The 14,497-nt window shown below is 56.2% G+C and carries 8 protein-coding genes; 5 read left to right on the top strand and 3 right to left on the bottom strand.

What is annotated here, in order from left to right; genetic code table 11:
• The first annotated feature begins 231 nt into the window (after window positions 1-231).
• Window positions 232-3,222: a TonB-dependent receptor domain-containing protein gene (locus OVA03_RS08650; RefSeq protein ID WP_267523694.1), complete on the top strand. Its 2,991-nt coding sequence runs from the start codon at window positions 232-234 to the stop codon at window positions 3,220-3,222.
• Between the two features lie 159 nt (window positions 3,223-3,381).
• On the top strand, window positions 3,382-5,724 hold the full coding sequence (locus OVA03_RS08645; protein WP_267523692.1) for a twin-arginine translocation signal domain-containing protein: 2,343 nt from the start codon (window positions 3,382-3,384) through the stop codon (window positions 5,722-5,724).
• A gap of 80 nt (window positions 5,725-5,804) precedes the next feature.
• Here OVA03_RS08645 and OVA03_RS08640 read toward each other — a convergent pair whose 3' ends face one another.
• A complete protein-coding gene (locus OVA03_RS08640; RefSeq protein ID WP_267523690.1) occupies window positions 5,805-7,370 on the bottom strand; it encodes a DUF885 domain-containing protein in 1,566 nt (521 codons plus the stop codon).
• Complete coding sequence (locus OVA03_RS08635) at window positions 7,363-7,584, bottom strand: hypothetical protein (RefSeq protein WP_267523688.1); 222 nt, start codon at window positions 7,582-7,584, stop codon at window positions 7,363-7,365. Before OVA03_RS08635 ends, OVA03_RS08640 begins: the two co-directional genes overlap by 8 nt.
• Window positions 7,585-7,719: 135 nt before the next feature.
• Between OVA03_RS08635 and OVA03_RS08630 the strand changes: the two genes are divergently transcribed.
• Together OVA03_RS08630 and OVA03_RS08625 are read left to right on the top strand one after the other, a co-directional pair.
• Window positions 7,720-10,836 carry a glycoside hydrolase family 2 TIM barrel-domain containing protein gene (locus OVA03_RS08630; RefSeq protein ID WP_267523686.1) on the top strand — a complete coding sequence of 1,039 codons (3,117 nt, stop codon included), beginning with the start codon at window positions 7,720-7,722 and terminating at the stop codon, window positions 10,834-10,836.
• A 66-nt stretch (window positions 10,837-10,902) separates the two neighbouring features.
• On the top strand, window positions 10,903-11,412 hold the full coding sequence (locus OVA03_RS08625; protein WP_267523684.1) for a DUF6438 domain-containing protein: 510 nt from the start codon (window positions 10,903-10,905) through the stop codon (window positions 11,410-11,412).
• 60 nt (window positions 11,413-11,472) lie between these two features.
• Here the strand turns inward: OVA03_RS08625 and OVA03_RS08620 are convergent, their stop codons facing one another.
• Window positions 11,473-12,573 (bottom strand): alpha/beta fold hydrolase, encoded by a 1,101-nt coding sequence (locus OVA03_RS08620; protein ID WP_267523682.1) that lies wholly within the window; start codon window positions 12,571-12,573, stop codon window positions 11,473-11,475.
• A gap of 121 nt (window positions 12,574-12,694) precedes the next feature.
• On the opposite strand from OVA03_RS08620, the gene OVA03_RS08615 reads away from it, so the two are divergent.
• The gene (locus OVA03_RS08615; protein WP_267523680.1) at window positions 12,695-14,497 is read left to right on the top strand and encodes a DUF885 domain-containing protein; all 1,803 of its coding nucleotides are present in this window, start codon (window positions 12,695-12,697) and stop codon (window positions 14,495-14,497) included.

Genomic DNA, 14,497 nt, shown 5'->3' with positions numbered 1-14,497 from the left:
TCCTGTCCGTTAAGCGCGGGGCGGTCGATTACCTTAACACCCCTGATGGGCACTTATGTTGGCAAAAATGCATCACTTTGGCGCAACACGTATAATTGTATACGTTATTAAGAGGGATCGTATAATTTATAATTGACGGATCGTCGAGACGATGGTTTGGTCAATTGTGTCAGAATTATTGCGCCTATTTATAAACGGGCGCGTGTCGCCTATCAGCATAAGGGGATTTTTATGCAAACGACTAAGAAACGTGCCGTAATGTTAGCCGGAGCGGCCTTTTCGGCCCTGCTTACCGGCCTTTCGGCGGCTCCTGTGTTTGCGCAGGACGCCCCTGCCGAGCCGGTGGCCGAAGAGGCGGTGCAGGAAGTGGTCGTCACGGGTACCCGTATCCGCCGTCCGAACCTCAAGAGCGCCTCACCGATCACCACGGTGAGTTCGGAAGAAGTGCAGCTTCAAGGCGCTATCGCGGTTGATAGCTTTCTGAACGATCTGCCTATGTTTACGGCAGACGCCAATGAAAACGGTTCTAACGGTTCAGATGGTACAGCGCGCATTAACCTACGTAATCTTGGCTCCAGCCGAAACCTGGTGTTGCTGGACGGGCAGCGTTTCCTGCCGACCCTTGGGGTTGATGTAAACTTTATTCCGTCTACCCTGATTGAGCGCACTGACGTCATGACGGGTGGCGCATCGTCGGTGTACGGCTCGGATGCAATTTCAGGCGTGGTAAACTTTATCACCAAGAAGAACCTGCAAGGTGTTCGGATAGATGCCAATTACAGCATCTATAATCACCAGAATGACGACAGCTATCTGCGCGGCATCAACACTGCCAAAGGCAACGAGTTGCCTGATAAGAATGTCTGGGATGGCGCTAAGACAGATTTTAACATCGCTGCGGGTAGCAATTTTGAAGATGGCAAAGGCAATGTGACGGCCTATTTCGGGTACCGCAAAATGGATGCGGTGACTCAAGACAGCCGTGACGTGTCTAACTGTGCACTGAATGCGTCCGGAACCAATGGTTCCGACTTAAGCTGCGGTGGTTCGCCCCAGCATGGCTATGGCCGCTTTCTTGTGCTTGATGAAGATAACCCCTTTTCTGGCAATGACTATTCTAACGCCAAAGACGGCTCCAAGACCTGGGCGTTGACAGATTCTTCATATGACTACAATTACGCACCGACGAACTACTTCCAGCGTGACAGCGAGCGTTATACGGCCGGTGCATTTGCTCATTATGACCTCAATGAACACGCTCAATTCTATGGTAGCTTCATGTTCATGGACGATCACTCCGTGTCTCAGGCTGCTCCATCAGCGATCTGGTTCTACAATCCGTTTACCATCAATTGTGATAACCCCTACATGAGCACGGCGCAGCGTTCTATCCTATGCGCCGGAGCCACAGCTCAGGCGACGGGTGAAACCAAGGCCTATGTGACCATGCGGGCGGTTAACGGTGAGCCTCGCCGTAACGATATGCGTCATACCGATTATCGCTTCTCCGGGGGTGTTAAAGGGCAGATCAATGATGCCTTCTCGTATGACGTCAATTATATGTACGCCAGCATACTTGATCGCGCGAATTACCAGAACGATATCAATCAGAATAAGGCCGCACAGGCACTTCAGGCTGAAACTGTCAATGGCGAGATCGTCTGTAAGGACACAAGTAACGGCTGCGTCCCTATCGATGTTTTCAGCGCGACGGGGCCTACGGCGGCAATGTATGAGTTCCTATATGCCCCGACCTATACGAAGACTGACCAGACCCTGAAAAGTTTTGGCGGCTTTATATCGGGTGATCTTGGGCGTTATGGTGTAACGTCGCCATGGGCGGCTGATGGTCTTGCCATGGTTCTGGGTTTCGAGCATCGTGAAGAAACGCTCGACACGCGTTATGATCAGGTGCAGCTTGATGCGGGACAAAATGATATCGACGGTAAGGTAAAGGCTGAGGAAATCTATGCCGAACTTGATGTGCCGATCGCATCCGATAAGCCTTATATCAACAGCCTCGATTTATCACTGGGTTACCGTACGTCGACGTTCAACGTATCCTCATCGACAGTCTCAGGCATCGAAAAGGACACGGAAACCTACAAAATTGAGCTCAAATATTCACCGACCCCTGATGTACTGTTCCGCACAAGCTATAACAAGGCTATGCGCGCGGCCAATATTTCTGAGCTTTTCGCCGCGCAAGGGGTGGGCAACTCGTCCTATGACGATCCCTGCTCTAAGGGTAATCTGAACCTTGCCGAGCACCCGACCCTTGAGGAGTGCATGCGGACGGGCGTAACAGAGGCCCAGTACAATAATAAGTCCATTATTGATTGTGCGGCAGGCGTGTGTACCGCTTTAGGGGGTGGTAATCCGAACCTTGATCCGGAAACGGCTAAAACCCTTACCTATGGTTTTGTTCTGACGCCGCAGGCGATACCGGGGCTTTCAGTCAGCCTGGATTATTTCGATATCCATATTGATGACTACATTGGCACGATTTCACCCAGCGTTACGATGTCTCAGTGCATCAGCACAGGTGACCCATACTACTGTAACCTGATCAACCGTGCCTCCAATGGTGTCCTGACGTCTCCGAACTTACAAACGGATGGCTATGTCATCGCAACCAATCTGAATACGGGTTACCTTGAAACGACGGGTTTTGATGTCACCGCTAATTACACCTTGAAGACTGACGAACTTTTTGGCGCGGACTACGGCAGTGTCAATTTTGCCATGGTGGGTACGCTGCTTAAGTCGCTGGAAACCGAGGTTCTACCGGGGCTGGGGTCTTATGACTGTACAGGCCTGTTCGGGCCAACCTGCGGTCAGCCATCGCCTGAGTGGCGCCATAATGTGCGTGCGACCTGGAACCTGCCCTGGAAGGATGTCGTCTGGGCACCAGAATCTCTGTCTATCAACTGGCGCTATTTTGGTGAGGTTAGCCTGACCAATAATACCAGCGATCCTTATCTCACGGGTACAGTATCAGAGCGTAATGCCAAGATCGAAGCCTATAACTATATTGACGTGGCGGCGAGCTATAAGCTGCGTGGTATGGCCATTCGCGTCGGTGTGAACAACCTGTTTGATAAGGCCCCTCCGGCGGTTGCCAACGGTTTGCTCTACAGCTTCGGCAACGGAAATACCTATCCCGGCACCTATGACGCCTTGGGACGTATGGTCTTCGTAGGGCTTTCCGCAAAGTTCTAATCTAATCCCCCGGAACGGGCGGGTAGCTTCGGCTACCTGCCCGTTTTACGTTTCAGTCCATCTTTGATGGGCCTGAAATCAAAGCGTCGGCATGCCAAAACGATTGAGGCAGGTCCGGCGCTTTTTTATTTGCATCAGCATCAAATGTCGGAGGCCGGTATGCCAGGCAGCTTTAATCGCCGCAGCTTTCTCAAAGGATCAACGCTGGCAGGGGTAGGCGTTGCCGCCGCAGCCCCTGTCGCCATCGCCGCCCCCAAGCTGTTGCCCGTCGATCAGGTATCGACGCAGGGGCAAACGCGTCTGTCGTCGTTTACGTCGGACGGTACGCAATGGACGGTCTATGAAGACCAGACCCGTCGCGACGGCCAGATCAGCTTTGTCTCAGGCAAGGGCGCGTTTAGGCTCGATAAACGACTGGCGGCTTGTTTCGATGATATAAAGCCGTCCTATCTGGGGCTGGCGCTCAAGGATATCTGTCTGGCGGACGCTGATTTGCTGGCGGATAAGCTGCTGGAAAATGGTGATCCTGATCCGGAGCAGGTGCGTCGTGCCGCCCCGCCGCTGGGGTGGAACTACACGCGCGAATCCCTGTGGTGGCGGATGCCGTGGACCAATTTTGTCGGCACCCGCCAGCAGGGCGACACCATGCCGATCTTCCCCAACGGGCGCACGCGCGGCTACCGGCCGGAGCATGATTTTCCGGAACTGGAGGGCGATGACGGCGTGAAAACCCGCTGGGAAGGGCTGCTCGGCGGTTGGCTGCCAGCGATCCATAAGATCATTCAGGTGTCCGACACCCGCTATTATGACCTGCTGGTGTTTGCCGATGTTAATGCCCCTGATGAGCTGTTGGTGCAAACCTGGCACCGCACGGTGCAGTACGATAACGGTAAGGCCGTCAAGACCAGCTTTGGCTATTCGTACGCGCCGTTCCCGCCGCGCCGAACCGTGCCGAGCGCAGAAGATTTTTATGCGGCTCTGTTCGCCTTTGCCGGTTACTGGCAGAATGAGGTCAAGGATCAGGCGGCGGTGACCCTGCCGGACAAAGCCTTGGCCGACATGGTCAGCCATGCCTTTGCCAAGGAACTGATCACCCGTCCGCGCGGGGTCTACCCCAAATACGGTGTCGTTGACCGCGACTATTTCGGGCCGGAATATGATGGATTTCAGGACATTCTGACCTCATCGCTTTACGCCAATCTGGAGTGGGGCCGCTTCGATCAGGCCAAGACCGTGCTGGAAAACTATTTCGATCAATTCGTCTATGATGACGGCATGATCAATATGCGCGGGCCGGAAGTGGCGCAGTTTGGTCTGACTTTGAGCTTGCTGGCGCGCTATCTGCATTACACCGGTGATCTGGCGACCCTTAAAAAATATGCCGGTAAAATCAGCAATACCGCCGTCCTGCTGGCGGAAATGCATGATCTGAGCCTTAAGAAACCGGCGGCTGATGCGGGCTTTGGCCTGATCGATGGCTGGAGCGAGTCTGATGCCTGCCTGCATCCGGACCCCAGCCTGTGGTGGAAACCGTACTGGAACAATTCTTCGTTCACGATCCGGGGCTGGCGCGACATAGCGCGCGTCTGGCCGCTGATCAGCCCGGATCAGGCGGGGCAGGCCGCAGGCTGGAACCAACGCGCCGATCAGTTGCAGGCACAGTTGGTCAAGTCAGTGCGCGCCAATATCCGTCATGACCTGAAACCGGCCTATCTGGGTGTTTTGCCAGGCCTCAAGCAGACCCACCGTGAGGCTCTGGCCGAAGCGCGCGCCAAGAAACAACGCACGGAGCAAGGCTGGGCCCACCGGGTCTATGCCGAATTGCTGCAAGCCGATGTGCTGCCGGATGATCTGGCCAGCATAGTCATCGATGCGGTGCGCGGTCATGGCGGCACCTCGATCGGTGTGCTGGCCAACTTCTCGCCAGCCAATGAAACCAATCGCGATCAATTGGGCTTTATCTCCTATGGTTATGCCCAGCAATTGCTGCGCTCAGACCGTATCGAAGAATATCTGCTGTTCTTACATTCGCACCGCTATCATTCTCATACGCCGGGCACCTGGGTGGCCGGTGAGGTGTCGGACATAGACGGTGGCTTGCCGCTCTATTGCGTACCCGCACAACTGACGATCCCCAAGCTGGTGCGTTGGGCGCTGGTGTTCGAGGCCTCCGATACCGACACGCTTTATCTGGGACGGGCGATCGCGCGTGACTGGATAGCATCGGGAGAACCTGTGGCCATAACGGGCGCGCCGACCCGCTGGGGTGCCGTTGATTTCAGCGTACAGGGGCAGGGGGCATCGATCCGCGGGCAGGTGGCGTTTGCCGGTCAGTCGCGACCGAAAGAGGTTCATCTGCGGTTGCGGGTGCCCAAGGGTAAGACGCTGCGGCGGGTGCTGATTAACGGCAAATCCGCCCGTATCGTCGGTCGCGAAAAGGATACGGTGGTATTCTCACCGGCGGGTGTTGCGGCGTTTACGATTGAGGCGATGTTAGCCTAAAGCGCATCCCCAAAAGTGTCAGCGGTTTTGGGATCAAGATGCGCGTCTAAAAAATAAGAGGGGCTTTTCGGCCTCTCTTCTTATTTGTCATCACTGTACGGACTTTTGCCGCCGTCCGCGATAAACTGATCGGTGCGCGTCTCGATCACCGGCAAAGGCACCGACCCCAGATCGAGCATGGCGTCGTGGAAATTGCGGATGTCGAACCTGTCGCCCAATGCGGCTTCGGCTCGGCGGCGGGCCTTCCAGATCGCCAGTTCGCCCATATAGTAGCTGAGGGCCTGACCCGGCGTGTTGATGTAGCGGTCGGTCTCGGTGGTGATCTCATGCTCACTCAGGGCCGTATTATCACGCAGGAACGCCAGCGCCTGATCACGGGTCCAGCCCTTGGCATGCATCCCGGTATCGACCACCAGGCGGCAGGCGCGCCACATCTGATAGGTCAGCATCCCGAAATGCTCATAGGGCGTGTGATACATGCCCATCTCGACCCCCAGCCGTTCGGCATACAGCGCCCAGCCTTCGCCATAAGCTGAGATGTAGCCGGACTGGCGAAACTCCGGCAGGGTCTTGTTTTCGAGCGCAAACGGCATCTGCATGGCGTGGCCCGGCGCGCCTTCGTGCAGCGCCAGTGCGGGCAGGGTATAGAGCGGGCGGGATTTAAGATTATAGGTGTTGAGGATCAAAACCCCCGGCCCGCCATTGCCGCCGGTATTGTAGGGGGCGATGGCTTCCGGCGTCGGGATAACGGCAAAGCGCTGACGCGGCAGACGGCCGAACCATGTGGCCGATTTGCCGTCAAATTCTTTTGAAATCCACGCGCCGCGATCAAGGAATTGCTGCGGTGTATCGACATAGAACTGCGGGTCGGTGCGCAGGAAATCGTTGAACTCCTGTAGCGTGCCGGAGAACTTGACCTCTTTCATGACCTCAAGCATTTCGGCCCTGATCTTAGCCACCTCATCAAGGCCTATCTGATGTATCTGATCGGGCGTCATATCCAGCGTCACATATTCGCGGATCAGAGCCTGATAATAGGCCTTACCATCGGGTAGGTCATAGGCGGCAATCGTGGTGCGGGCCTTGGGCATATATTCGCTGCGCAAGAAAACCAGCAGTTTTTTATGCGCGGGGATAACCTTATCGGTGATGGCCTGCATCCCCAGACGGCGTAATTCAGCCTGTGTCTCTGCCGGGATCGAGGTGGGTATGGTCTTGAACGGGGCGTAGAAATTAGTGTCGGTGGCGGCCTTACCCTCATAGGGGATGGATACCGACGAGTCGCGCCCCTGAATGGAAATGCGCGAGGGCGTAAAGCCGCGTTTCAATCCCGCCCTGAGATTATCCGTGCTCTGATCAAAGAAGCGCGGGACGTCGTTCAGCCAGGCGATATAGCGCCGATACTCAGCTTCGGTGCGCAGGTTTTTGGGGATGCCCCAGCTCAGGCCGTTCCAGAATCCGAAGTTCATTTCAAAGCTACGAAAATTCTGATCCGCCAGTTGGGTGTCGATCTGATGGCGGTAGACGATATAGTTGATCTGCTGTTCGCCAGACAGTGTCTTCGGATCGATTAGGTCAAGGGCGGTCTTAACCTCACGCCACTTTTTCAGTTTGGCGTCCTGCGCAGCCTTTGAGACGTCAGGCATGGCGGTCCGGGGTTTCGTCGCTTTCGCGCGGGCCAAGGCTTTGCCGCCATGTCCATTCCGCCTCATAAATGGCGGTGAAGGCCGCATCAGGCGATACGGCCGCCGCCGCGCTTTCGGCGGCGGCAACCGTGGCCATCGTGCCTGAAAGCAAACTGGTGGTCAGGTACAGGCTCATCAGCAGGGGGCGCACAGGTGTGGGGGAAACTATCGGCATCTTTGGACTTGCCTCACGGAATATTACAGCTATGCTAAAATTGTATACGGTATAATTAATTCTGTGCAACAGGCTTTGACCGTTCGGTGCGTGTATGTTTACAGCAGATAAGGGTGATAAGGCATGAGCTCGGTAATGTGGCGTTCGCTCCTTTTGGCCACGGCCATGTCTTTGCCGGTGGCGGCATATGCCGCGCCGGACGTATCGGGACGGGCCGAGTGGGAGCAGCCCGAAGTGGTTTCAGTCAATCGCCTGCCCATGAAAGCGACCTTCTTCAATTATGAAACGGTCGATAAGGCGGTGGCGGGCGACATGGCCGCTTCTGCCAACTATCTGTCGCTGGATGGCACCTGGAAGTTTGCCTTTTCAAAGACGCCGGAAACCCGTCCGGTCGATTTCTATAAGCCCGACTATGACGTCTCCGGCTGGGGCACGGTGCAGGTGCCGGGCATACTTCAGGCGCAAGGCTACGGCACGCCGATATTCAGCGGGGCCGGTTACCCGTTCGGGGCCAATGAGCCGTTCGTCAAGCATGAGGTCAATGAGGTCGGGTCTTATCGCCGTGATTTCGACCTGCCCGCAGGCTGGGATGGCCGCGATGTCATCCTGCATATCGGTGCGGCGGGGGCGGCCTATTATATCTTCGTCAATGGCGAAAAGGTCGGCTATTCCGAAGATTCCAAACTGCCGTCCGAGTTTGATCTGACAAACTATGTCAAGGTCGGCAAAAACACCATTTCGATTGAGCTTTATCGCTATGCCGATGGATCATATCTGGAGGATCAGGATTTCTGGCGCCTGTCGGGATTTGAGCGCAGCGTCTACCTCTATGCCGAAACCAAGACACGACTGGCCGATTACACCGTCAAGGGCCTGCTCGATAAGAGCTATACGGACGGGGTATTTAGCCTTGAGGCCGAACTGGGCGGCACCAAGGGATCCGGGACGATCACCGCCACGGTCTATGATGGCGAGATCGCGGTTCTGAAAACCTCCGGTCGCGCCACGACAGCGGCGGCGGCAAAGCTGTCCGGCACCATCAAAAACGTCAAACCCTGGTCGGCCGAAACGCCGAACCTTTACCGCATGGTCATTGAATATCGTGACGGTAAGGGCAAGCTGATCTCGGCAACCTCTAAGAAAATCGGCTTTCGCACGGTTGAGATGCGAAATGGCGAAGTTCAGGTCAATGGCAAGCGCGTGATGATTAAGGGCGTCAATCGCCATGAGCATGACCCGCACACCTTCCGCGTGGTGTCGCCGGAGACGACGCGCAAGGACATGGAACTGATGAAGCAGGCCCACGTCAATGCCCTGCGTCTGTCGCACTATCCGAACGATCCGCACGTCTATGATCTGGCCGATGAATACGGCCTCTATGTCATGGATGAGGCCAATATTGAGAGCCATACCTATATGGCCATGATCCGCGACATCGATCAGCGTTATAAGGCGCAAATGGGCTATAAGCCGCACTGGTACGCGGCCCACCTGGATCGTGTGGCGCGCATGGTTGAGCGTGATAAGAACGTCACCTCGGTCATCTTCTGGTCGCTGGGCAACGAAGCCGGTATCGGGCCTGCGTTTGAAAAATCGGCCAAGTGGATTCGCGATAATGATAAGACCCGCCTGATCAATTTCCTGGGCCACGGCACGATCGGGGAGGAGCATCGCCCGAACGATTATGTCGATATCTATGCGCCCATGTATGACGACATTGAAAAGATGGCCGACTATGCTCAGGATGAACGCTATAGCCAACCGATGATCCAGTGCGAATACGCCCACGCTATGGGCAATTCGCTCGGTAATCTTGAGGAATACTGGGAAACCATCCGCGCTCACAAAAAGCTGCAGGGCGGTTTTATCTGGGACTGGGTGGATCAGTCGATGATCCGTAAAAACGATGCCGGCAAAGAATACTGGGCGCAGGGTTTTGATTATGCCGATGGCTCATGGGAAGATACGGCGACCATTGGGGATGGCGTCATTCAGGCCGACCGCACCCCTGATCCGGAATATTTTGAGCTGCAAAAGGTCTATTCGCCGGTGGTGTTTGAGGGCGACCCAAAATCCGGTAAGGTCACGGTGGTCAACCGGAATGACCTGATTGACCTCAGTGGCTATGACTTCGGCTGGAAGCTGGAACGTGATGGCATCGCCGTCAAGACGGGTGCGCTTGAGCGCATCAATGCCCCCGCGGCGGGCCGCTCAGAGATAGCGCTTGATCTGGGTGCCGTTAGCTATGATCCGTCGGCGGAATATGTACTGACTTTGTTTGCCACCGCCAAAGACGACCGTATGCCGGGACTACCCAAAGGGTCGTCGATGGGCTGGACGCAGTTTGTGATGCAGGCCGCAAAGCTCGCACCGGTCACGACTGCCGGTTCGGTGAAGGTGGCAAAATCTGCGGCTCAGGTTGAACTGTCCGCAGGGTCCACGCGCCTGACGCTCGATGCCAAAACCGGTGAGATCAAATCCTACGCCGTCGGTGGTGAGACTTTGCTTAGCGGCGGCACGCCCTATTTCTGGCGCGGCCTGACCGACAATGATGACGGCACCGGCGTGGCCACCAGCCACGCCATCTGGAAGAGTTTGAGCGAAAAGCGCACGTTGGAAACCCTCGATGTGTCTGATGACGGTGAGGTCAAGATCGGCTGGCGCGTCGGGGCGGGGTCGGTGAAATTCACCACCACCTACAGGCTCTATGGTAATGGCACGCTGGAGGTTAAGGCCGACTATGTGCCGGTGCGCGATGATCTGCCCGATCCGCTGCGGGTTGGAATGAAGTTCTCCAGCAATCCAAAGCTTACCAATATCGAATGGTACGGTCGCGGGCCGCAGGAGAGCTACTGGGACCGCAAGACCGGTGCCGCTATCGGCCTTTATGCGGGCAAGGTCGCGGATCAGTATCACGACTATATCCGCCCGCAGGAGAGCGGCAACAAGACCGATGTGCGCTGGATGGCGCTTAAAACCGATGCCGGGGCAGGGCTTAAGGTGACCGGTCATCAGCCCTTATCGGCCAATGCCCTGGCCTTCCCGGTTGAGGATCTGTACCTGCAACCGGTGGGCAAACGCCATAGTTCCGATATTACGCCCCACGGTGACGGCACGCTTATGATCGATGCCGTGCAATCGGGTGTCGGCGGTGATACCGGCTGGAACTGGGTCGGGCGGCCACTGATGAAATACCGCATCCCGCACGCGCCCTTAACCTACAGCTTTACCCTCTCGCCTGTTGATAAATAAGGCAGCGGTCATACCGGCGACACATTGCGGCCTGATGCTATTTCCATCGGTTTCATGAGGTCTGTGATGATTAAGTTAATGGCGGTTATGGGTGTGGCGGCGCTGGTTTTGGGTGGGTGCGCGGCTATGCCGATGGGCGGTGCAACTCCCGATGCCACTGAGACCCTGTCCGTATCGGTTGGCCCCTGCTTTGGGTTCTGCCCGGTCTATAAGGTGTCGATGACGCCGCAAGGATTAGTCAGCTATGACGGCGAACGTCACACAGCCGTTTTGGGGGCGCGCACCCTTGATAAAGGGCCGCGCGGTTATCGCGCCGTCAGTCAAAAGCTGTCGGCGTTCAAACCAACCCGCGGACAAACGGCGGATACCCAGTGCGAGCAGCGCATCAGCGACCAGCAGCATTACCGCATTGTCTGGACCGCGGCCGACGGTACTGAAACCGTGCTTCAGCACGACAAAGGCTGCCGCTCACCCGCCAATGACCAGCTTAACAAGGTTCTGGAAAGCCTGCCACAAACTCTAGGCATTAGTGACTGGGCCAAGCAGGAAACCCGGCCTGGCGTTTCGCGCGGATAAGCACTTTCCAAAAAGTGTGAAGCGGTTTTTGGACTCAAAAGTGCGATAAAATAAGCCTGATTATTTCTGCGTCTTTTTTAGCAGGGCGGTCAGGTCATCCTTCCAGAACTTGGCCCAGGTATGGGTGCCATGACCGCGCGTATCCGGTGACGACGGGATCAGGCGATAGGTCACGCTCTTGAGACGCGGCAGGGCTTTTTCCGGTATGCCCAACTCTGGCGGATTGATGAAGTCATCGCCGGAATTGATCCATACGGTCGGGGCGGTGATTTTTTCCAGGTTAGGCCACGGATTATAGGTGCGTGACGCGTCGAACTGATAGATGAAATCATTGGCATCGCGCGACGCAATATCCTTTTCAATCCGTTCACGGATATTGGCCTCAGCCTGCGCGCGTGTCGGGAACTGGGCCTGAAGATATTCCGGTGCGCTGCCCGCCATGACCGACAGGGCCGCCGCCGTGCGCAGGCCCTGAACCGGCTGGGTCGCGTAGTTGCCGTCTTGCCAGGCGGGATCAGCACGGATGGCATCCATAGCGGCGACGCGCCACATGCGGTTACGGCCGGCGATTTCAACGGGCTGACACGCCATAGGCATGAGTGCGTCGGCAAAATCAGGGTGCGCCTCCGCCCACACAAAAATATGCATGCAGCCCATCGAGGTGCCAAATATCAGCCGCAAATGATCGATCTTAAGCGCGCTTTTCAGCATCTGACGCTGGGCTTCGACCATGTCGTCATAATCATATTTCGGAAACGCCATGCGCAGCCCATCGCTGGGTTTAGACGACGCGCCATGACCGATATTGTCGGGCAGGATGATGAAATAGCGAGTGATATCGAGCGGTTGACCGGGGCCGTAAAGCTCATCGGCAAACTGCGGCACCAGAAACTGCGCGCCTGAGCCGCCGGTGCCGTGCAGGATCATAACCGCATTATCGACCTGACCCTTGGCATCATAGTGCGGCGTACCCAGGGTGCGGTAATGCATCTTAAGTTCGGCTAAGGTTTCGCCGGAGTTGAAGCGAAAATCTTTCAGGGTCACGCTGGCCTGCTTGGCGGCATTGGCATCAAACGCCATGACGGGTGTGGCTACCAAAACGGCCCCGATCAGAGCGGCACTCAGATGTACTTTGAATGATTTCAACCTCAGTTTGGTCATGACGGGCTCCGGTAAGCGGTTGCGCGATAAAAGACGCGTGAACAGGTGGGCTGACGGTTGACATCAAAGTATATCGTATACAACATACAATTCAGTGATGTTCAAACAGGTGGCAGGGTTTATGGCGCGATCAGCAGTTTCACTTTTTCTGGGTTTGGTGTGCGCGGTCTCTCCGCTGGCCCTATCACAGACCGCTTTGGCGCAGATAGCAAGCCCGCCCGCCGCTCAGGCGGGGCAAACCGCCGATCAACGCCTGAAAGCGCTTTATGAAGCCGAGTGGACCTGGCGTCAGGCGGAGTATGGCCGCTCCGGGCCGGGCCGGGGCGCAAGTTCGGATAAGTTGCCCAGCGTCACGCCGCAAACCTATGCCCGCCGGCTGGCCTATTGGGATAAGGTGCTGGCCGAACTGAATACATTGCCGGTGGCGCAGTTATCGCACGATGAAAAGATCAATTACGATGTGTTTATGGCGTCGGTGTCGGCTGAGGCTAATCAGATTCGTTTCAAGACCTATGAAGCGCCGTTCAATTCCGACAGCTTTTTCTGGACCGGCATGAACCCGCGCACGCCGTACCGCACGGCGGAGGACTATAGCAAATACTTAAGCCGGATGAAGGACATCCCGCGCTATTTCGATGAGAACACTATCAATATGAAGGCGGGGCTAAAGCGCGGCTGGACTGTGCCCTATGTCTCAACCATCGGTCGCGAAAAAACGATGGAGGCCTATACTAAGGCCGACACGACCAACCCGTTCTATGAAGCCTTTGCGCAAATGCCGGACACTATTCCGGCGGCTGAGGCGGCCGCGTTAAAGGCAGAGGCACAAAGCCTGATCCGCGATACGGTCGCCCCCGCCTATGTCAAGCTGCACACATTTTTCACCAAGGAATATCAGCCCAAGGCCCGCCGCGACATAGCTGCCTATAGCCTTCCCGATGGCAAGGCGTTTTACAAAGCGCGGATGCAGGAGTTCATCACCCTCGACCTGACACCCGATGAGGTCCACCAGACCGGCCTGAAAGAAGTCGCCCGTATCCGCGCCGACATGGAAAAGACCATGAAGGATTCAGGCTTTACCGGCACCTTCCCGGAGTTTCTGGTGTTCATGCGCACTGATCCGCAGTTCTATGCCAAGACACCGCGCGAATTGCTGTCCTATTCGGCCTATGTCTCCAAAAAAGCCGACGGAAAACTAAAGGATTTTTTCAACGTCCTGCCGCGCTATCGCCATGCCATTTTGCCGGTGCCGGATGCGGTGGCACCCATCTATACGTCGGGTCGCGGCGGCCTCGATAGCTGCCTGATGAACACCTACGATCTGCCGTCGCGCCCACTTTACAACCTCGCGGCCCTGACCCTGCATGAATGTACGCCGGGCCACAGCTATCAGGCGGCGGCGGCGTTAGAGGCCCCGCCACGGCCTGATTTCCGGCGTGGTACAGGCTTTTCCGGCTATGGCGAAGGCTGGGGGCTTTATACCGAATGGTTGGGCACTAAGATGGGCATCTATGAAACCCCCTATGAGGAGTTCGGCCGTCAGACCTTTGAGATGTGGCGTGCCGCTCGTCTGGTGATCGACACGGGTATGCACACCAAGGGCTGGACCCGTCAGCAGGCGGTCGATTACCTGACCGAAAATACCGCTCTGGCGCCGCTTGATATCAACAACGAGATCGACCGCTATATCGCCTGGCCGGCGCAGGCTCTGGCCTACAAGATCGGTGAGCTTAAGATGCGTGAGATGCGCACGCTTGCGGAAACCGAACTGGGCAGCGATTTCGATCAGCGCACCTTCCACGACACGATCCTGAATATGGGCTCTGTGCCGCTGACGACCTTTGAGTCGGAAATGAAAGCCTATATCGCCGCTGAAAAAGTACGTGCGCAAACTAAAGCCACGACGACACCTGTGGCCAACTGA

The organism is Asticcacaulis sp. SL142 (genome assembly GCF_026625745.1).
Classification (GTDB): Bacteria; Pseudomonadota; Alphaproteobacteria; order Caulobacterales; family Caulobacteraceae; genus Asticcacaulis.
Note: the sequence above shows the minus strand (reverse complement) of the source record. Positions and strands in the feature narration are given on the sequence as shown.